Source organism: uncultured Stenotrophomonas sp., assembly GCF_963519125.1.
Lineage (GTDB): Bacteria > Pseudomonadota > Gammaproteobacteria > Xanthomonadales > Xanthomonadaceae > Stenotrophomonas.
The window spans coordinates 135,870-157,309 of the sequence record NZ_CAUQLJ010000011.1 but is presented as its reverse complement, the minus strand read 5'-3'; the positions used below and the strand labels follow the sequence as shown (position 1 = coordinate 157,309).

Sequence of the window (21,440 nt, the reverse complement as noted above, 5' to 3'; positions counted from 1 at the left end):
CCGGTGCGTCGCCGTGATGGCGCGCCGACAGCAACGTCGCAATGCGTAGCGCGCGGGGAGCCCCCTGCGCGGTGCTATCGAGGATACCTGCATGTCGACCGCCAGCGCCCGCCGCTTCCTTGCCGCACTGCTCATGACCCTGGCCACGGCCAGCGTCCACGCGCAGGCGTATCGCAACCCGCTGGTCAACACCGCCACAGTGAGCGCGCCGGCCGACATCGCCGATCCCACCCCAGGCAACAACAGCAGCAGCGACAGCAATACGCTCGCCGCCACCGCGCAACTGAGCGTGCTCAAGACCATTACCACGGCGGTTCCGGTCGCTGCCGGCGGACCGGTGCAGTACCGCATCGAAGTGCGCAATGCGGGCCCGTCGCAGGCGGTCGGTGCGACGCTGTCCGATCCGGTGCCGGCGCAGCTCACCGGGGTCACCTGGACCTGCGCGCCGGTATCGGCAGCCACCACGTGCAGCGCAGCATCGGGCACCGGCAGCATCAACGTCGGTGTCAACGTCGGGGTAGGGGAGGTATTGGTGGTGCTGGTCAACGGCACCGCGCCAACGGTGACCCCCGCCACGGTATCGGCCAATGCCGCAACCATCACCGCGCCGCCCGGAACCACCGATCCCACGCCGGGCGACAATACCGGCACCACGCCGACCATTCCGGTGCAGGCAGTCGCGATCGTCGCCAACAATGACGATTACAGCGCCGCGCCGGTGGCGCCGGGTGCCGGTGGCACCACGCCGCGCGTGTTCGCCAACGATACCCTCGGCGGCGTTGCATTCGCCGACGCCGCCGTGGTCGCGACACTGACCACCGCGCCTGCGGGCTACGCGATCAACGCCAACGGCACCATCAGCGTGCCGGCTACTGCCGCCGCCGGCCCGGTTACGCTCGTCTACCAGATCTGCGAGGTCGCATCGCCGAGCAACTGCGCCAGTGCCAATGTTGCGCTGATCGTCAGCCCCAACGCGGTGGACGACAGCGTTGCGGTCCAGGCCGGCCAGGCCGTCAACGGTGACGTCGGCAGCAACGACAACGCCGTTGCCGGTGCTACCTTCGTGCAGACCGGTGCCACCCCTACCCAGGGCAGCGTGGTGTTGCAGTCCACCGGTGCATTCACCTACACCGCCAACCCCGGTGCCACCGGCACCGATACGTTCGCGTACCAGCTGTGCCTGCCCGCGCCCAATGGCGGCGTATGCGACACCGCCACGGTGACCATCAACCTCACCGCCAACATCATCGACGCAGTCAACGATGATTTCAGCGTCCCCGCGATTCCCGCTGCGGCAGGTGGCGCCACCCCAAGCGTGCTCGCCAACGACACCTTCAACACGGCACCGGTGTCGTCCGCCGACCTGACCACCACCCTGATCACCGCACCGGCCGGTTACACCCTGGATGCAGCAGGGGTAGTCAGCGTGCCGGCCAATGCCGTGGCAGGTCCGGTCAGCCTGGCATACCGCATCTGCGTGACGGCCGCACCCACGCTGTGCGACACGGCCAGCGTGCAGCTGGTGGTGGGGCCCGATGCCGTCGACGACGCAGTCACCACGCCCGGCGCCGGGCAGCCGGTGTCGGGCAACGTGGGCAGCAACGACAACACTCCCGCCGGCTCGGCATTCGCTGCCAGCGGCGCTGCGCCCACCAAGGGCAGCGTCACCGTCAATGCCGATGGCTCGTTCACCTACACACCGGGTGCCGGCGCCACCGGAACCGATACGTTCGGCTACCAGGTATGCCTGCCAAGCCCGGCCGGGGTCTGCGATACCGCCATCGTTACAGTGACCTTGGGCGCGAACGCGTTGATGGCCAACGATGACCTGTTCCCGACGCCGGTGCCGGCGCTGACCGGCGGCAGCACGCCCAGCGTGCTCGGCAACGACACCCTGAACGGTGTGGTGGTTACGCCAGGCACCGTGACCGCCACCCTGCAGGGCGGCGTGACCGGCTTCACGCTGGATGCGTCCACCGGTGTGATCACGGTGGCGGCTGGCGTGCCTGCCGGCGCCACCGCGCTGAGCTACCAGCTGTGCGAGAACGCGGTGCCGGCCAACTGCAGCACCGCCAACGTGCAGGTGCTGGTGAGCCCGGCGGCGCAGCCGGATACGTTCAACGTGCAGTCCGGGCAGGCGGTCAACGGCAACGTGGGCAGCAACGATGCGCCGCCGGCCGGCGCCGTGTTCGCCGCGCTCACCCAGCCCACCGTGGGCGGCCTGGTATTCAACGACGACGGCACATTTACCTACACCTCGCTTGCAGGCAGCACCGGCAGCGATACCTTCAACTACCAGGTCTGCCTGCCTGCGCCGAACACCGCCGTGTGCGCGTCCACCACCGCCACGCTGGTGATTGCCGCCAATACGGTCGACGCGGTGGACGACCCGTTCACCGCCCCGGCGATCTCGCCGGTCACCGGCGGCAGCACGCCGTCAGTGCTGGGCAATGACCTGTACAACGGCGCGCCTGCCGCCGCAACCCAGGTAACCCTGAGCCTGATCAATGCACCGCCGCCGGGCTACACCATCACCAGCGCAGGGGTGATCAACGTACCGGCTGGTGCTGCCGCCGGCGCGGTGAATCTCACCTATGAACTGTGCGAAGCGGGCACCACCACCAACTGCGACACCGCGCAGGTGGCGTTGCTGATCGCGCCTGCGGCCGCCGATGACGCGTACACCACTCCGGCCGGTCAGCCGCTGCTGGGCGATGTCAGCCTCAATGACAACGCACCCGTCGGTTCCGCCTACACCGTGTTGACCCCGCCTGCCGCGGGTACCTTTGCCCTGCAGACCAGCGGTAGCTTCAATTACACGCCGGTGGGCGCCGGCCCGCAGACCGTGCAGTACCAGGTCTGCCTGCCGGCACCGGACGCAACCACCTGTGCCACCGGCACGGTCAACATCACCGTCATCGCCAATACGCTCAACGCGCTGGACGACGATTTCCGCACACCGGCGTTCGCTCCGGGCACGGGCGGCAGCACGCCCAGCGTGCTGGGCAATGACACCTTCAATGGTGCGGCCGCCAATCCGCTGCAGGTGACCGTGAACCTGGTCGGCGCACCGGCGGGCTTCAGCATGGATGCGGCCGGTGTGATCGACGTGTCCAGCTTCGCCCCGGCGGGCGCTGCCGCGCTCACTTACCAGCTGTGCGAGCTGGGCTCCACCACCAACTGCGACACCGCTGCAGTGCAGGTGCTGATCGCGCCGGACGCGCTGGACGACAGCGTCGCGGTCACGGGGACCCAGCCGGGCAGCTTCAATGTGGCCGCCAACGACAACGTGCCGGTCGGCGCCACTTTTACCGTCACCGTCGCCCCAACCAAGGGCACAGGCGTGCTCGCCGCAGATGGCACCCTGCAGTACACCGCGACCGCCGGCCAGAGCGGGGCGGACACACTGACCTACCAGGTGTGCCTGCCGGCGCCGGATGGCGCTGTCTGCGACAGCGCGCAGGTGGCGATCAGCATCGCCGCCGCCGCACTGGTCGCGGTCAACGACGATTACAGCGCCAGCCCGATCCCGCCCGCTGGCGGAAGCACGCCCAGCGTGTTGCTCAACGACACCTTCAATGGTGCGGCGATCGTGCCCGGCACCACGCCGGTGACCGCGTCGTTGACCACGCTGGTGTCGGGTTACAGCATGGCCGCCAACGGCGTGATCTCGGTGGCCGCCGGCACTCCGCCGGGTTCGGTCGCGCTGAACTACCAGGTCTGCGAAACCGCGTTGCCCAGCAACTGCGCCGCCGCCACCGCAGTGGTGGTGATGAGCCCGGACGCGGTCAACGACGTGCTGCCCGCCACCGCCGGCGCCGTCACCGTACTCAACGTGCTGGCCAATGACCTGGCGCCGGTTGCGCCGGTGGTGACCGTCACCGTTCCCCCGGCGGGCGGCACGGCAGTGCCCAACGCCGATGGCACGGTGAGCTATACGCCCACCGGAGCCTTCGTCGGACCCGATGCCTTCACCTACCAGCTGTGCCTGCCGGCGCCGCACGGCACTGTCTGCGACACCGCCAGCGTGGCGCTGACCGTGACCGCGACCACGGTCACCGCAGTCAACGACAACTTCACCGGCACGCCGATCGCACCCGCCGCAGGCGGCAGCACCGCCAGCGTGCTGCTCAACGACACGTTCAACGGTGCGGCCATCGTGCCCGGTACCACCCCGGTCACTGCCACGCTGCTCAATGCCGTGCCCGGCTACACCATGGCGCCCACCGGGGTGATCACCGTGGCCGCCGGGACCACGCCTGCAGCGGTGACCCTGAGTTACCAGGTCTGTGAAACCGCCTTGCCGACCAACTGTGCCGCCGCCACGGCGGTGGTCGCGGTCAGCCCGGATGCCGTCGACGACGCGCTGCCGGCCACCGCCGGCACCAGCACTGTGCTCAACGTGCTGGCCACTGACGCGGCGCCGCTCAATCCGGTGGTCAGCATTGTCGGCGCGCCCGCGAACGGGGCGGCCGTGGCCAATGGCGACGGCAGCATCAGCTACACCCCGAACGCGGGTTACACCGGCGCCGATGCCTTCACCTACCAGCTGTGCCTGCCGGCGCCCGGGGCTGGGGTCTGCGACACCGCCACCGTTGCGGTGACCGTCAGCGCCACCACCCTGAACGCCAGCAACGATGACTTCACCGCCACGCCGATCGCGCCCGCCACCGGTGGCAGCACCCCCAGCGTGCTGCTCAACGACAGCTTCAGCGGTGCGCCGATCGTGCCGGGCACCACGCCGGTTACTGCAAGCCTGTCCACGCCGGTCGCCGGCTACAGCATGGCGCCCAACGGCGTGATTACCGCGGCGGCTGGCACCACGCCCGCTGCGGTCAGCCTGAACTACCAGGTCTGCGAAAACGCGGTGCCGACCAACTGCGCCGGCGCCACCGCCGTGGTCGCGGTCAGCCCGGATGCGGTAGCCGATGCCTTGCCCGCCACTGCCGGCACCACCACCGTACTGAACGTGCTGGCCAATGACACCGCGCCGGTCAATCCGACGGTCAGCATTGCGGTGGCGCCCACCAACGGGGCCGCTACGGTCAATGGCGACGGAACCGTCAGCTACACGCCCAATGCCGGCTTCACCGGTCCGGATACCTTCACCTACCAGCTCTGCCTGCCAGCGCCCGGTGCGGCGGTGTGCGACACCGCCACGGTCAACGTGACGGTAGGTACCAGCAGCATCACGGCGGCCGCCGACGACTTCACTGGTACGCCCGTGGCACCGGCCGCCGGTGGCACCACCGCCAGCGTGCTGCTCAACGACACCTTCAACGGTGCCCCCATCGTGCCCGGCACCACCGCCGTGACCGCAACCCTGCTTACCCCGGTGACCGGCTACAGCATGGACGCCAACGGCGTGATCACCGTGGCGCCCGGCACCGTACCCGCTGCAGTCACGCTGAACTACCAGGTCTGCGAGAACGCGGTGCCGACCAACTGTGCCGGGTCCAGCGTGGTCGTTGCGGTCAGTCCGGATGCGGCCGACGACGCGTTGCCGGCCACTGCCGGTACTACGACGGTGTTCAACGTACTGGCCAACGACACCGTGCCGACCACTCCGACAGTCACCGTAAGCGTGGCGCCTGGCAACGGCAGCGCCGTGGCCAACCCCGACGGCACGATCAGCTACACCCCCACGCCGGGCTACACCGGTCCGGACACGCTCACCTACCAGGTGTGCCTGCCTGCGCCGGGTGCCGCGGTATGCGATACCGCGACGCTGACCATCACCGTGAGCGCCACCACGCTCGCCGCCACGGCCGACGACTTCAGCGCCACGCCGATTGCGCCGACCAGCGGTGGCAGCACCGCAAGCGTGCTGCTCAACGACACCTTCAACGGTGCACAGATCGTGCCGGGCACCACGCCGGTGGCGGCGTCCCTGGTGACGCCGGTCGCGGGCTACAGCATCGCCGCCAATGGCGTGGTCACGGTTGCAGCGGGTACAACGCCGGCCGCCACCACGCTCAACTACCAGGTGTGCGAAGTCGCCGTGCCGACCAACTGCGCGCAGTCCACTGCGGTGGTTGCGGTCAGCCCGGTGGTAGTCGATGACACGCTGAACGCAGCGGCCGGTGCCACTACCGTGCTCAGCGTGACCAGCAACGACACGCTGCCGACCACGCCGACCCTGAGCCTTCCGGTCGTCCCGACCAACGGCACAGCGGTGTTCAATCCGGACGGCACCATCAGCTACACACCCAACGCGGGCTACACCGGGCCGGACAGCTTCACCTACCAGGCCTGCCTGCCGGCGCCTGCAGCGGCTGTTTGCGATACCGCGACCGTGAACCTCACCATTGCGGCGACCAGCGTTGCCGCAACCAACGACGACTTCACCGCGACGCCGTTCGCACCGTCTACGGGCGGCACTACGGCCAGCGTGCTGCTCAACGACAGCTTCAACGGTGCAGCCATCGTGCCGGGCACGACGCCGGTGACCGCCACGCTGCTCGCGCCGGTCGCGGGGTACAGCATGGCAACCGACGGCGTGGTCACCGTGGCGGCGGGCGCTACACCGGCCGCCACCACGCTGGGCTACCAGGTGTGCGAAACCGCCGTACCGGCCAACTGCGCGCAGGCTGCCGCCGTGGTCGCGGTGAGCCCGGTCGCTGCCGATGACACGCTGTCGGCCGGTGCCGGGACCACCACGGCGCTCAAGGTCACGGCCAACGACACGCTGCCGCTCAACCCGGTCATCACCGTTCCGGCGGCACCTGCCAACGGCACCGTCGTGGTCAACGGCGACAACACGATCAGCTACACGCCGAATGCCGGCTTCAGCGGCAGCGATACCTTCACCTACCAGGTGTGCCTGCCTGCGCCGGGCGCCAGCGTCTGCGACACGGCCTCGGTCAGCCTGACCGTGACCGCCACGACACTGACCGCCGTGGGCGACGACTTCAGTGGCACGCCCATCGCACCTGTCGCCGGTGGAAGTACCCCCAGTGTGCTGCTCAACGACACGTTCAACGGTGCGCTGATCGTACCGGGGACCACGCCGGTCACCGCCACGCTGGTGACGCCGGTTGCGGGCTACAGCATCGCGCCGACAGGCGTGGTCACGGTGGCGCCGGGGACGCTGCCGTCCGCGGTCAACCTTGCGTACCAGGTGTGTGAGAACGCACAGCCCACCAACTGCGCCCAGGCAATCGCAGTCGTGGCGGTGCGGCCGGATGCCGCCGATGACAGTCTTGCCGCCGGCGCTGGCGCCACCGTACTCAACGTGGCTGCCAACGACACCCTGCCCGCCAACCCGGTGTTCACCGTGCTGGTGCCGCCGACCAACGGCCTGGCCGTGGTCAATGGCGACAACACCGTCAGCTACACGCCCACCGCGGGCTTTACCGGGACGGACACCTTCACCTATCAGGTCTGCCTGCCTGCACCCAACCTCAACGTGTGCGATACCGCGTCTGTTTCCGTTGCGGTGACCGCCAGCACCCTCGATGCAGTGGATGACACCCTCACCAACGTGCCGGCCACCGGTGCGCTCGGCGTGGTCAACGTGCTCGCCAACGACACCTTCAACGGCGCCGCGCTGGACCCGGCCACGGTGCAGTTGACCCCCAACAACACAACCGCACTCACCATCCAGCCCAACGGCAGCCTGGACGTGGCGGCCGGTACGCCGGGCGTCACCTACACCACTACCTACCGCCTCTGCCTGGTGGTGCAACCCGCGGTATGCGACATCGGCACCGTGTCGGTCACCCTGGCCAGCACGCCGGGCCTGCTCGACGCGGTGGATGACACGGTGGCCAACGTGCCAGTCGCAGGCGCAACCGGTGTGGCCAACGTGTTGGCCAACGACACCTACAACAGCGTGGCACTCGATCCGGCTACGGTGGTGCTGACCCCGGTCAATACCACTGCGCTCACCATCCAGCCCAATGGTGCCGTGGATGTTGCAGGTGGTACGCCCGGCACCACCTACACCACCACGTACCAGATCTGCCTGGTGACGCAGCCGGCGGTGTGCGACGTCGGCACGGTGTCGGTCACGCTGGCCAATGCGGGCGTCGTGGTAGCGGCAGACGACAACGTTCCCGATGCGCCCCCGGGCGGCGGGAGTGGTCTGGGCAACGTGCTGGACAACGACACCCTCAACGGTGCGCCGGTGGACCCCTCCAGCGTGGTGCTGACCCCCGTCAACACGCCGGCGCTGACCATCCAGCCCGACGGCAGCGTGACGGTGGCGCCGGGTACCCCGGGTACGACCTATACCACCACCTACCAGATCTGCCTGGTGGCGCAGCCGAGCGTGTGCGATACCGGCACGCTCTCGGTGACGTTGGCCGCTGCGCCCACCGCAGTGCCGGTAGCCAGCGACGACCAGGCGAACACGCCGCAAGGCGTTGCGGTGGACGTGCCGGTGCTGGCCAATGACGTTGCCAATGGCACGCCGATCAACCCGGACGACGTGGTGGTCACCGTCAGCACCGCGCCCACGATGGGAACGGCTGCGGTGCTTCCGAATGCCCGGTTGCGCTATACCCCGATGACCAATTTCAGTGGCATGGACAGCTTCACCTACAGCGTCTGCTCGACGGCCACGCCCCAGCAGTGCAGCAGCGCAACGGTCAGCGTGCAGACCGGTCTGAACGATGTGGATGTCGTGGACGAAAACATCACCGTGCTCAGCGGCACCAGTACCACCGTTCCGCTGCTGGACAACCTGACCACCAGCGGGGCCGACATCAACCCGGCGTCGATGCGCTTGGGCCGCGCCGCGTCCAGTGGCCGCGCCACCTGCGCGAACGGCGACTGCGTCTACACCGCCTTCGTCGGCTACAGCGGGCTGGACAACTTCAGCTACAACATCTGCGACCGCTCGATGCCCACCCCGGTGTGCGTGGAAGGCTGGGTCAACGTGGTGGTCACCGCCGATACGATCGTGCTGCGCCTGACCAAGCAGGCCACCCAGCGCAGCGTGCAGGTGGGCGACGTGGTGCGCTACGTGGTCACTGTTGAAAACATGGGTGATGTCGACGCGCTGGGCGCCACGCTGTACGACACGTTGCCGAGCGGCTTCACCTTCATCCCCGGCGGCTTCGAAGTCCGCGACGCCGACAACGCGGCCCGCGCCAGTGGTGTGGCCCCGCTGCGCATCGATGGCGTGGACGTCCCGGCCGGTGGCACCGCCACGCTGGTGTATTACCTGCGCGTCGGCGCTGGCGTGGGCGTGGGCATCCACACCAACCGCATCACCGCCAACGATGTCCTGGGCACCACCATCAGCAACGTGGCGTCGGCCGATGTAGAGGTGATCGGCGATCCGCTGCTGGACGAAAGCCTGGTGATCGGCAGCGTGTTCGACGACCGCAACGGCAACGGTGCGCAGGACCCCGGCGAACGCGGCATCCCCGGCGTGCGCGTGGTGTCGGTGGAGGGCCTGGTGATCGAAACCGATGCCTGGGGCCGCTACCACCTGGTCGGCATCAACGGGGGCCAGGCACGCGGACGCAACTTCATCCTCAAGGTCGACCCGACCACGCTGCCGTCCGATGCGCAATTCACCACGCGCAACCCGCTGGTACGCCGGATCACCCCGGGGCTGCCGGTGCGCTTCGACTTCGGTGTGGCCATGCCGGACGGACAGCTGGGCGAAGGGCCACCGCAACGCCCACAACAGGTGCTGGAGGTCGGCGAAGCGCTGTTCGTTCCCGGCCAGGCAACGCTCGGTGCAGCCGCCGAAGCGGTGCTGGCGCATGCGGCAGACACGCTGAAGGGCCAAGGCGGTGGGCGGGTCGACGTTGCGCGCGGCCAGGCGACGCCTGCGCTGGCCGCACAGCGCGCCGGAGTCCTGCGAAACGCGCTGTTGCCACGCCTGCCTGCCGACGTCGCCGCGCATGTGCAGGTCCAGGTGCAGCCCGCTGCACCGGACCGCCCCGCCACCCGTGCGGACCGCTGAGGAGATGACCATGACCACCCAGACCTCACTCAGCGCCCTGATGCTCCTGTTGGTCCTCGGCCTGCCAACGGCGCAGGCCCAGCAGGGTCAGCCCGCTCCCGACGTGCCCGCGACGCTGTGCGGCGTGGACGGGTGCCGACAGGGCAACGACCTGCTGCTGCAGGTGCATCCCGCCACTGGACCGGCCGCGCCGGTCGAACAGCCGCCGGGTTCGGTCACGGCTTCGTCCACCGAGCTGCCGGATGGCGCGGTGGTGTGGGCCACCGAAGACCCCGCGCTGTCCGCGCCGGTCCTCAACGTGCAGACCGGCTCAATGGCGCCGTTCGAGAACGGACGGTTGACCAAGCCGCTGCGTTTCCACGGTTACAACAACTATTCGTCGTTCATCGAACGGCTGGAGGTGGTGATCTACCGCGGCAGCGACACCGACCTGGTCACCCCGCTCGCACGCATCGACATGCCGGTGGACTACGTGGCCAACACCGAGTGGGATGGCCAGCTGCCGGACAGCCTCAACCTGCGCGTGGGTGATGACCTGCAGTACATCGCACGTGCGTACGGCCGCGACGGTTCATTCGACGAAACCAATGCCCAGCGCTTCCAGCTGGTGCTGCCCACCGACTACGAGCGCGGTACCCAATTGGTGCGCGACGACGTGCAGCGCTCGCTGGGCCGCGTACTCAGCGGCGATGACGCACAGGCGCAGCAGCTCAGCAACGCGATTTACGGACAGAACGCGCTGCGCCAGCAGAACATCCCGATCTACGGTTCGCGGGTGCGCATCTACGGGCGCGGCCTCAGCCCGAACGCACGGGTGATGATCAACGGGCAGAGCTTCCCGGTGGACCTGGAGCAGAAGTTCGCCGCCGAGTTCCTGGAGCCGATCGGACAGCACCGCTACAGCGTGCAGGTGGAGGCGCTGGATGCGCCGACGCTGACCCGCACCCTGGACGTGGATGTGACTGGCAGCTACCGCTTCCTGGTGGCGCTGGCCGACGTGACGTTGTCCAGCAACACCGCCAGCGGCAACCTCGACCCGCTCGCGGCCGATCGCGACCAGGACGACAGCTTCCTCAGCGAAGGCCGGCTGGCGTTTTACCTGAAGAGCAAATACCGCGGGAAGTACCTGGTGACCGCGCAGGCCGACACCTACGACCGGGAGCTGAAGCGGCTGTTCGACGGCTTCCTCGATGCCGATGCGCGCGATGTGTTCCGCCGCCTCGATCCGGACCAGTACTACCCTGTCTACGGCGACGATTCGACCACTTACCGCGACGTGGACACCCAGGGCCGGCTGTACGTGCGCGTGGACTGGGACCAGAACCAGGCGCTGTGGGGCAACTTCGCCACCGGCTTCACCGGCACCGAATATGGGCAGTACGTGCGTTCACTGTACGGCGCGGCGGTGAGCTGGCGCTCGCGCGCCATCACGCCGCTGGGCGATCCCCGCTCGCTGCTGAAGGCGTTCGGCTCCGAAGCCCAGTCCGCGCTGGGCCACAGCGAATTCCTCGGCACCGGTGGCAGCCTGTATTACCTGCGCCATACCGACCTGCTGCCCGGTTCGGAACAGGTGGTGCTGGAAGTACGCGACCGCACCACCGGCCGCACCGAGGTGCGCACCAACCTGACCCGGGGCGTGGACTACGAGATCAACGAAATCCAGGGCCGCCTGTTCCTGACCCGCGCGCTGGCGCAGATCACCCGCGAGAACGTGCGCACGCTGACACGCGACACCCCGCTGGACGGCTACGACCAGCTGCTGCTGGTGGACTACGAGTACATCCCGCTCGGCTTCAGCACCGACGACGTCAGCGCGGGTGTGCGCGGCAAGCAGTGGTTCGGCGATCACGTGGCACTGGGTGGCACCTACGTCGACGAGAACCGCAGTGGCGACGACTACAGCCTGATGGGCGCCGACCTGACCCTGCAGGCCGGGCGCGGCACCTACCTGAAGCTGGAACAGACCCGCACCGAAGCCACGGCCGCGCCGATCTTCTATTCGGACAACGGCGGCCTGAGCTTCATCCAGCGCAACCCGGTCAGTCCCGACCGCAAGGGCGATGCGCGTGCGGTGGAGGCGCGTGCCAACCTGCGCGAACTGGGCTGGACAGAACAGGACTGGAGCATGGGCGCGTGGTGGCGCGACGTCGATGCCGGCTTCTCGGTATCGCGGATGGACAGCGGACTGGCGCTGGAAGAATACGGCGCGGAATTCCTCGGCTATTTCACCGACAACCTCAGCCTGTACGGCCGCTACAGCCGTGCCGAGCGGGGCGAGGTGGCAGTGGAGCAGTCGCAGCTCACGCTGGACTGGCGCCTGGGCAACGACGGCCAGCTCGGCGCTGAACTGCGCCGTGTGCAGGAAGGAAACGCCGGTATCGATGTTGCCGGCACGCTGGCGGCGTTGAGCTACCGGCAGCGCCTCGGTGCCAAGTGGGAGCTGTACGGGGTAGGGCAGCTGACCGTGGACGACGATGGTGGCGCCTACGAAGACAACAACCTGGCCACGCTGGGCGCACGCTACCTGTTCGGCAACCGCTCCAGCCTCGGCGCGGAAGTCAGCAGCGGCAGCCGCGGCGAAGGCGCCAAGCTCGAAGGCGAGTACTGGATGACCCCCGAGCACAGCTTCTACGGCAATTACACCTACAGCACCGACCGGACCACCACCGACCCGCTGTACAACAACACCGGGCTGCAGTCGGGGTGGACGCTGGGCCAGCGCTGGCGGCTGAGCAACCAGGTCAACGTGTTCAACGAAAGCCAGTACCTGAAAGACCGCCGTGACGAGAGTGCGGGGCTGGTCAACACCTTCGGCATGGATTTCTATCCGTCGCAGGGCTGGACGCTGGGCTTCAGCGTGATGGACGGCAACCTGGACGCCACCACCGGACGGGTCGACCGCCGCGCGTACAGCGTCAATGGCGGGCGTACCGACGCCAACACGCAGTGGACCAGCAAGCTGGAGTACCGCCGCGATGAAGGCGCCGAGGAGCGTCGGCAGTGGGTCACCACCAACCGCCTGCTGTATAAGGTCAACGAAGACTGGCGGATCGCACTGCGCGCCAACTATGCCGACACCGACGACAAGCGCAATCCGCTCGCCGACGCAAAGCTGGTCGAGTCCAACCTGGGATTCGCCTGGCGCCCGCACGACAACACGCGCTGGGCCGCGTTCGGCAAGTACACCTACCTATATGACGTGGCGTCACTCGGCCAGGAAGGCGGCAACGTGTACGACCAGAAGTCGCGGATCGTCTCGTTCGAAGGGGTGATGCAGTTGACCGGGCGCTGGGAGCTGGCGGCCAAGCTGGCCGGGCGCTGGGGCGACTACCGCACCGGGCGCGGCGAGGGGGCGTGGCTGGACAGCCGGGTCAACTTCTCGGCCCTGCAGCTGCGTTACCAGCTGTTCTCCCAATGGGAGGCGATGGGCGAATACCGCTGGCTGGACGTGCGCGAGGGCGGTGACAAGCAGGGCTGGCTGGTGGGGGTGGACCGGCAGGTGGGGCAGAACTTCAAGATCGGGGCGGGGTACAACTTCACCGAGTTCAGCGATGACCTGACCGAGCTTCGGTATGAGAGCAAGGGGTTCTTCCTGAATCTTTCGGGGTATTACTGAGGCTCCAGGGCTGAACCAGTGGCAACGTTTTCAACCTGAACGGGCGGAACAGGATGGGATTGTGCGGCCCAAACCACGCTGCGATGACGCTTTTGGCTGTATGTTATTGAATATAATGGAAATGATCCCGGCGCTGAGCCTCTCGCCAGTGTCACCATTTCCCTGTAGGTTAGAGGGGTGATCCGATCCATCGTCTCATCAGTGGGACGCTGGAACTTTTCCACCCCTTAGCAGTCCAATTCCGTGACTGCTAAAATGCCAACCTATGAGCCAGAACATGTCTACTGCCCTTGTGGCAAACAATCTTCCGATTCCCAGTGCGCTCGGTTCGCTGGACGCCTACATCGGCGCCGTGCACCAGATCCCGGTGTTGACGGTCGATGACGAGCAGGACCTGGCCCGCCGCTTCCGCGACGAGCAGGACCTGGACGCCGCGCGCGAGCTGGTCCATTCCCACCTGCGCTTCGTGGTGCACGTGGCCCGTGGCTACAACGGCTACGGCCTTGCGCTGGGCGACCTGATCCAGGAAGGCAACATCGGCCTGATGAAGGCGGTCAAGCGCTTCGACCCCGACATGGGCGTGCGCCTGGTGTCCTTCGCCGTGCACTGGATCCGTGCCGAGATGCACGAGTTCATCCTGAAGAACTGGCGCATCGTCAAGGTCGCCACGACCAAGGCGCAGCGCAAGCTGTTTTTCAACCTGCGCAAGTCCAAGACCCGCCTGGGCTGGATGAACGCGGCTGAAGTCACCGCCGTGGCCAAGGACCTGAACGTGTCCGAGCGCGAAGTGCTCGAGATGGAATCGCGCCTGTCCGGTCGCGATATCGGTTTCGACGCACCGACCGACGAAGACAACGACCATGCGCCGCCGTCGCCGGCTGCGTTCCTGGTCGCCAACGATGAAGATCCGTCGCAGGCCTACGAGCGTGCCGACAGCGAAGACAACCAGCTGCAGCTGCTGCGCGAAGGCATGGCCGAGCTCGACGCCCGCTCGCGCGACATCATCCGTCGCCGCTGGCTGGACGCCGACAGTAAGGTCACCCTGCAGGAACTGGCCGACGAATACGGCGTTTCCGCCGAACGCATCCGCCAGGTCGAAGCGAACGCGCTGAAGAAGATGAAGGCGCTGTTTACCGCCTGATGCAGGCTTGAAGCAACAAACAAAAAACCCGGCAGCGCCGGGTTTTTTGTTGTCTGGAGTTTCGCGTGATCAGGCCTGTTCGCGCGCGATCGCTCGCCAGCCGATGTCATTGCGATGGAACTCGTGCTCCCACGAGATCTTCGCCACGCCTTGGTACGCGGCTGCCTGTGCATCGCTGACGCTGTCGCCCAGTGCCGCCACGCACAGCACGCGGCCGCCGGCGCTCAGCACCTGGCCCTGTGCGTCCAGCGTGGTGCCGGCATGGAACACCTTGGCGGTGGACGATACCTGCTCCAACCCGTGGATGACATCGCCGGTGATGGGCGTTTCAGGGTAGGGCGCTGCGGCCATCACTACGCCCAGCGACGGGCGCGGATCCCACTGCGCTTCCACTTCGTGCAGCCGCACGTCGATGGCCGCTTCGACCAGATCCACCAGGTCCGACTGCAGGCGCAGCATCACCGGCTGGGTTTCAGGGTCGCCGAAGCGGACGTTGAACTCGATCACCTTCGGCGCGCCGCTGGCGTCGATCATCAGGCCCGCATAGAGGAACCCGGTGAACGGAATGCCGTCGGCGATCATGCCCTGCACGGTGGGATTGACCACCTCGCGCATCACCCGCGCATGTACTTCATCGGTCACCACCGGTGCCGGCGAATACGCGCCCATGCCGCCGGTATTCGGGCCGGTGTCGCCATTGCCAACCCGCTTGTGGTCCTGCGAAGTCGCCATCGGCAGCGCGGTGGTGCCATCGACCATCGAGATGAAGCTGGCTTCCTCGCCGTCGAGGAACTCCTCGATCACCACGCGTGCGCCGGCGTCCCCGAAGGCATTGCCCGACAGCATGTCGCGGACCGCGTCTTCGGCTTCCTGCTGGGTCATCGCCACGATCACACCCTTGCCGGCAGCCAGGCCATCGGCCTTGACCACGATTGGCGCGCCCTTCTCGCGAATGTATGCCAGCGCCGCGTCCACCTCGGTGTGCACCGCATAGAACGCAGTGGGGATGTTGTGCCGGGCCAGGAAGTCCTTGGCGTAGGCCTTGCTGCCTTCCAGCTGCGCGGCGGCGGCGGTCGGCCCGAAGATACGGTGCCCGGCAGCGCGGAAGCGATCGACCACGCCTGCCACCAGCGGTACTTCCGGACCCACCACGGTGAGTTCGATGCCTTCGTCCTGCACCAGCTCAAGCAGCCCGTCCAGATCGGTGACCTTGACCGCCACATTGCGGCACTTCGCTTCGGTCGCGGTACCCGCATTGCCCGGCGCCACCAGCACTTCGCTGACACGGGGAGACTGGGCCAGCTTCCAGGCCAGCGCATGTTCACGGCCGCCGGAGCCGATGACGAGGATTTTCAAGGCAGTTCTCGCACAGAAGGGGAAGAATGAAAAACGGGGACCTGGCTGGGCCGGGTCCCCGTCGATATCAATGGCGGAAGTGGCGCACGCCGGTGAACACCATCGCCAGGCCATGCTCGTCGGCTGCAGCGATCACCTCGGCGTCGCGCATCGAACCGCCCGGCTGGATCACCGCCTTGATGCCGGCGGCAGCAGCGGCGTCGATGCCGTCGCGGAACGGGAAGAACGCGTCGGAGGCCATCACCGAGCCTTCCACCACCAGGTTCGCATCGGCCGCCTTGATGCCGGCGATACGCGCCGAGTACACACGGCTCATCTGGCCGGCGCCGACGCCGATGGTGCGGTTGTCCTTTGCGTACACGATCGCATTGGACTTCACGAACTTGGCGACGTTCCAGGCGAACAGCAGGTCGGCGAACTGCTTGTCGGTCGGTGCCACCTTGCTGACCACGGTGAGCTCGTCGCGCGACATGCCGCGGTTGTCCGCACTCTGCACCAGCAGGCCCGAACCGATGCGCTTGGTGTCGTAGTTGTTGCGGCCGTCGCCGTGCGGAATGCGCAGCACGCGCACGTTGGCTTTCTTCTGTGCGTATTCCAGCGCAGCCGGCTCGTAGTCCGGTGCGATCAGCACCTCGACGAACTGGCGGTCCAGGATCACCTTGGCGGTGGCCGCATCCAGCGGCTTGTTGAAGGCGATGATGCCGCCGAACGCGCTGGTCGGATCGGTCGCGTAGGCCAGCTCATAGGCATCGCCATTACCGGCGCCCACGGCCACGCCACACGGGTTGGCATGCTTGACGATCACGCAGGCCGGTGCGTCGAACTGACGCACGCATTCCCATGCAGCGTCGGCGTCGGCCAGGTTGTTGTAGCTCAGCTCCTTGCCCTGCAGCTGCTGGAAGGTGGCGAGCGTGCCCGGCACCGGGTATAGGTCGCGGTAGAACGCGCCGGCCTGGTGCGGGTTTTCGCCGTAACGCAGGTCCATCACCTTCACGAAGCTGGAGTTCATCTGCGCCGGGAATTCGGTGCGCAGCGGCACGGTCGCGTCGGTCGCGGTGACGGCCGACAGGTAGTTGCTGATCGCCGCGTCGTACTGGGCCACGCGGTTGAACGCGGCCACCGAAAACGCGAAGCGCTTTGCTGCCGACAGCTGGCCATCGTTGGCATCGAGCTCGGCCAGCAGTTCAGCGTACTGCGACGGGTCGGTAGCAACGGCGACGCGCGCGAAGTTCTTGGCAGCCGAACGCAGCATGGCCGGGCCGCCGATATCGATGTTCTCCACCGCGTCGGCCAGCGTGCAGTCCGCGTTCGCCGTGACGCTCTCGAACGGATACAGGTTCAGCACCAGCAGGTCGATCGGCGCGATGCCGTGTTCGGCCATCACCGCTTCGTCCTGCCCGGCGCGGCCGAGCAGGCCGCCATGCACCAGCGGGTGCAGGGTCTTGACCCGACCGTCCATCATTTCCGGGAAGCCGGTGACGTCGGCCACGTCCTTGACCGGCAGGCCCGCGTCGCGGATCGCCTTGGCGGTGCCGCCGGTGGAAAGCAGTTCGACGTTGCGCGCGGCCAGCGCACGGGCAAGGTCAAGCAGGCCGGTCTTGTCGGAAACGGAAAGCAGGGCCCGGCGCACGGGCAGCAGATCGGAACTCATGGGGGCAGGAGATCGAAGCGGAGCGGGCCCATATTGTAGGCCGTCCCGACCAGCCCCGGGCATCAGGTAGCGATGCCGTATTCCTTCAGCTTCTTGCGCAGGGTCGCGCGGTGGATGCCCAGCATCGACGCCGCACGGCTCTGGTTGCCTTCGCAGTGGTTGAGCACCTCCACGAACAGCGGGATTTCCATCTCGCGCAGCACGATCTCGTAGACGTCATCCGCGTCGCAGCCGTCCAGGTCGCGCAGGTAGCGTCGCACCGATTGCGCCACGTGTTCGCGCAGCGGCGGCTTCGGCGCGCCACGACTATTGTCAGGACGAGAAAGGACTGCGTTCAAGAAGGATCCCGGTGCGAAGCCAGGGCGGACCACAACCCTGGCGGACAAATTGGAGGGGGTCAGTCTAGCGCGTGCGCCGCCGCCCCGCCACGCTCGCTGACAGGATGCCGGGTTACAGGAATTCGAAGGTGAATGCGACAGTGGAGGCGGCCGGCTCGCGCACCCGGAACGCGATCTGCGCGCTCTGGCCCGGTTCCAGGACCGCTGCGGCATCCGCGGAGGGGTCTAGGTAGTCGTAAGGTGCGAACACGCGGGTGCCGATCACGCGGCCATCGGCGTCGGACAGCGACAGCCGCAGCGACGGCCAGCCTTGCGCCCAGCGCGCGTCGTTGCGGAAGCTGGCCTGCACCTGCAGCGCCCCGGCCAGGCCCGGCACCGGGCGCACGTCGCGGCCGATCATGCTGAAGGCGGTGGGTTCCCGCCACGCGGGCAGGCTGCAGCGCAGCACGCTGCACAAGCCGGCGATCCACGGGCGGCTGCCGGCATCGGCGGCCAGGCGCGCGCGATCGGCCACGGCAATCTGCAACGCCAGCACCACGACCAGGCCCGCCACCAGTCCCCACTGCCAGCGAGGGCTGGGCAGCGGCGCTTCGGGTGCCAGCATGAAGCTGGGCGCGGTGGGTGCAGCCTCCGCTTCGGGCTGCTCCGCCAGGCGCCTGAATGCCGCGTCGCCTGCAGGGTCGTGCGCAACGCTGTGGTCCGCGCTGTCGGCGGACACGGGTTCGACGCCTGCATCTGGCGCAGCGATGTCTTCGCGGCCGCTATCACTGGCCGCGTCGTCCGACGCACTGTCCAGTTCCGTGTCCACTTCGTTGTCCACTGTCGTTTCGCGGACATCTTCCGGCGGCACCGTGGCGTTTTCCGAGGGTGCCACGGACGCACGCAGGAACGTGGCCAGCGGGCGGCGCGGGGGCGGGGTGGACTCGGTCATCGGGTCAGCGCCGGGCGAAGGTGCCTCATTCAAGCACGACGCACGCCGGTGATGCGCATCCAGTCGCCGTCCTGGGCCACTTCAAGCTGCTCGAACCACGGCGCGTAACGCACCAGCAGTTCGTCTTCCTGTCCGTGCAGGATGCCCGACAGCGCGATCCGGCCACCCGGCGCTACGCGCGCGGCCAGCACGTCGGCCAGCGCGTCCAGCGCCGAGGCCAGGATGTTGGCGACCACCACCGGGTAGGTGGCCTGGGGTTCGTCGGCCGGCAGGTAGACCTGCACCTGATCCTGCAGGCCGTTGCGTTCGGCGTTGTCGCCGGTGGCGATCACCGCCTGCGGGTCATTGTCCACGCCCACCGCGCGGGCGGCGCCGAGCTTGAGCGCGGCCAGCGCCAGGATTCCCGAGCCGCAGCCGAAGTCCAGCACGGTCTGCCCGGCCAGCGCGCCCTCGGCGGCCAGCCCGTCCAGCCAGCGCAGGCACAGCGCGGTGGTGGGGTGGGTGCCCGAACCGAACGCCAGGCCGGGGTCCAGACGCACCACGGCCGCGTCGGCGGCCTGCGCGGCGTCCGGCAGCTCGTGGTTCCACGGCACGATCCAGGTGCGCTCGCCGAACGCCATCGGCTGGAACTGGTCAAGCCAGGCACGTTCCCAGTCTTCGTCCTGCACCGCGCGGAAACTGGCGGTATTCCATTCCAGGCCCGGGTCGAATGCCTCCAGTGCGGCCAGCAATGCCAGCGCATTGGTGTCGGACGGGAACAGGGCGCTCAGCACCAGATCGTTCCACAGCGGCGTTTCGCCCACCCCGGGCTCCAGAATGGCGCGCTCGTTGCTGGTATCGGCATCGGCGTCGAGCAGGGTCACCGCCAGCGCGCCGACGTCGTCCAGCGCGTTCTCGTAGCGGGGCTGGGTAGCTTCGGTGCAGTGGAGGGTGAGTTCCAGGAACGGCATGTCGGTAACAACCTGCGGAAAACAGTGAATGCTAGACCATTGCGCCGGGTGGCGGCAGGTGCAGTCTCCGGTCACCATGAGAATCAATGGGATGCCGTGTTCAGACAGCGGGAAGCGTCATTGCTAAACTCCGCAACCTGCGGCGCTCGTTCCGCGAACCGGTTCCCGTGAATGGCCCTCGTGCCCACCCTCAAAACCTGGTTGCTGGTGGTACCGGCCCTGGCCTTGCTGGGGGTGGTGGGGTATCGCGCGGGCGGGCGTGCCCTGCATCTGGACACGGCGCCCACGGCGGCCAGCGAATTGCCGACCGCCAACAGCGCGACGATGCCGCTGCAGGCCCAGCAACTGGCGCGCCAATTGTTGGCCAGCGAGCGCAGCGCTGCAGTGCCGTCGGGATTGCCGCTGGACATCCGCGCCGACATCGAAGGCGACACCGACCTGTTCGCTTATGCGCAGCGCCTGCGCCTGCAGGCGGCCAACGGTAATGCCGAAGCGGGCTGGATGGTCAGCCGGGTGTACGACTACTGCGCGATCTATGCGATGGACCCGGGTGGTTACCAGCTCGACAACACGCTGCTGACCGGCATGGGCTTGAGCGCGTCGGCGCCGATGGTGCAGGCACGGGAACGCGTGGCGCGGCGCTGTGCGGGGTTCGTGTCCAGCGATGGGCTGGGCCGCAGCCTGATCCTGACCCAACGCGTGCTGGCTGCGCGCGCCGGCAACCTGGCTGCGGAAGCCGCACTGTTCGCTGACGGCCAGCCGTTGAAGGACGGCCCCGATTACCGCCGCGATCTGGTGGAACGGGTGATGGAGTCGCGTGATCCGGAGGCGTACATGGCCATTTCCACGGCCATGGGTCAGCGGGCAAGTGGCGATGCCGCGTTGCAGGGCCTGGTGGCGGGCGACCAGTTCAGCGAGCTGGCGTGGCGCCTTGCAGCCTGCGAACTGGGCATGGCCTGCGGGCCTGACAGTGTGTTGATGAACAATTTCTGTGCGAATGGAGGGATCTGTTCGCAGGACGGTGGGCAGGACTTTTCCACATTCGTGTATGACGCCGCGGTATCGCGGCAAGGTGCGGGAAAAATGAAGACGTTGGTTGAACAGTTGATCAAGCGGAGTGGCCGCGCATGAATTACCGTCGATTCCTGCATGGCGCAAAATTCTGGTTCTGGGTGGCCCTGTTCGTGGCCTACTCGGCCGGCGCGGTCGGGCTGGTCATGATCGATACCTACGATGACCGCTACCGGCAGTTGTCCAAGGTAACGCTCACCTCGGTGAAGGCGCAGGAAGACGTACGCCGTGCCGGTGCCAGCCAGGTCGCGGCGGTGTACCGCGCACAGAGCGGCATGCCGTTCGCCTCGCTGCCGGCCGGCAGCACCTTCCAGGTGGTCTGGCCGGATGGCTCCACCGAAACCATGGTGATCGTCGACCCGACCTCGTCGCTCGGCGTGGCCCCGGTCAAGGACACCCAGATCACCGCGGCCGACGTCGCGCGCTGATGACGCGGACCCGGCACGCTGTGCCGGGTCCGATCA

10 protein-coding genes are annotated in these 21,440 nt (G+C 67.6%); 5 read left to right on the top strand and 5 right to left on the bottom strand.

The genetic code is table 11. From position 1 onward, the window contains the following. Positions 1-91 precede the first annotated feature (91 nt). From RYM47_RS11650 to rpoH, 3 genes are all read left to right on the top strand, one after another. On the top strand, positions 92-9,922 hold the full coding sequence (locus RYM47_RS11650) for an Ig-like domain-containing protein (protein WP_315388056.1): 9,831 nt from the start codon (positions 92-94) through the stop codon (positions 9,920-9,922). Positions 9,923-9,932: 10 nt separating this feature from the next. Continuing rightward, the gene (locus RYM47_RS11645; RefSeq protein WP_315388054.1) at positions 9,933-13,538 is read left to right on the top strand and encodes a hypothetical protein; all 3,606 of its coding nucleotides are present in this window, start codon (positions 9,933-9,935) and stop codon (positions 13,536-13,538) included. Between the two features lie 265 nt (positions 13,539-13,803). Then, positions 13,804-14,679: an RNA polymerase sigma factor RpoH gene (gene rpoH / locus RYM47_RS11640; RefSeq protein WP_315388052.1), complete on the top strand. Its 876-nt coding sequence runs from the start codon at positions 13,804-13,806 to the stop codon at positions 14,677-14,679. Between the two features lie 69 nt (positions 14,680-14,748). Here rpoH and purD read toward each other — a convergent pair whose 3' ends face one another. From purD to prmA, 5 genes are all read right to left on the bottom strand, one after another. Beyond that, on the bottom strand, positions 14,749-16,035 hold the full coding sequence (gene purD, locus RYM47_RS11635) for a phosphoribosylamine--glycine ligase (RefSeq protein ID WP_315388051.1): 1,287 nt from the start codon (positions 16,033-16,035) through the stop codon (positions 14,749-14,751). A 67-nt stretch (positions 16,036-16,102) separates the two neighbouring features. Then, positions 16,103-17,686 (bottom strand): bifunctional phosphoribosylaminoimidazolecarboxamide formyltransferase/IMP cyclohydrolase, encoded by a 1,584-nt coding sequence (gene purH / locus RYM47_RS11630; RefSeq protein ID WP_315388050.1) that lies wholly within the window; start codon positions 17,684-17,686, stop codon positions 16,103-16,105. 62 nt (positions 17,687-17,748) lie between these two features. Further along, positions 17,749-18,024 carry a DNA-binding transcriptional regulator Fis gene (gene fis, locus RYM47_RS11625; protein WP_068854228.1) on the bottom strand — a complete coding sequence of 92 codons (276 nt, stop codon included), beginning with the start codon at positions 18,022-18,024 and terminating at the stop codon, positions 17,749-17,751. A gap of 112 nt (positions 18,025-18,136) precedes the next feature. Beyond that, entirely contained in the window at positions 18,137-18,955 is an 819-nt protein-coding gene (locus RYM47_RS11620) for a DUF3426 domain-containing protein (protein WP_315388049.1), read from the bottom strand. Between the two features lie 29 nt (positions 18,956-18,984). Then, positions 18,985-19,905, bottom strand: a complete 921-nt coding sequence (gene prmA / locus RYM47_RS11615; RefSeq protein ID WP_315388048.1) for a 50S ribosomal protein L11 methyltransferase — start codon at positions 19,903-19,905, stop codon at positions 18,985-18,987. 171 nt (positions 19,906-20,076) lie between these two features. Between prmA and RYM47_RS11610 the strand changes: the two genes are divergently transcribed. Further along, on the top strand, positions 20,077-21,036 hold the full coding sequence (locus tag RYM47_RS11610; RefSeq protein WP_315388046.1) for a hypothetical protein: 960 nt from the start codon (positions 20,077-20,079) through the stop codon (positions 21,034-21,036). Next, entirely contained in the window at positions 21,033-21,404 is a 372-nt protein-coding gene (locus RYM47_RS11605; RefSeq protein WP_315388045.1) for a hypothetical protein, read from the top strand. Before RYM47_RS11610 ends, RYM47_RS11605 begins: the two co-directional genes overlap by 4 nt. The last annotated feature ends 36 nt before the right edge of the window (positions 21,405-21,440 follow it).

Excerpts from the sequence above, each read along its gene's own strand:
- RYM47_RS11650 (WP_315388056.1), top strand. The coding sequence starts at position 92 with ATGTCGACCGCCAGCGCCCGCCGCTTCCTTGCCGCACTGCTCATGACC.
- prmA (WP_315388048.1), bottom strand. The coding sequence starts at position 19,905 with ATGCCGTTCCTGGAACTCACCCTCCACTGCACCGAAGCTACCCAGCCC.
- RYM47_RS11645 (WP_315388054.1), top strand. The coding sequence starts at position 9,933 with ATGACCACCCAGACCTCACTCAGCGCCCTGATGCTCCTGTTGGTCCTC.
- RYM47_RS11605 (WP_315388045.1), top strand. The coding sequence starts at position 21,033 with ATGAATTACCGTCGATTCCTGCATGGCGCAAAATTCTGGTTCTGGGTG.
- RYM47_RS11610 (WP_315388046.1), top strand. The coding sequence starts at position 20,077 with ATGGCCCTCGTGCCCACCCTCAAAACCTGGTTGCTGGTGGTACCGGCC.
- RYM47_RS11620 (WP_315388049.1), bottom strand. The coding sequence starts at position 18,955 with ATGACCGAGTCCACCCCGCCCCCGCGCCGCCCGCTGGCCACGTTCCTG.
- rpoH (WP_315388052.1), top strand. The coding sequence starts at position 13,804 with ATGAGCCAGAACATGTCTACTGCCCTTGTGGCAAACAATCTTCCGATT.
- purH (WP_315388050.1), bottom strand. The coding sequence starts at position 17,686 with ATGAGTTCCGATCTGCTGCCCGTGCGCCGGGCCCTGCTTTCCGTTTCC.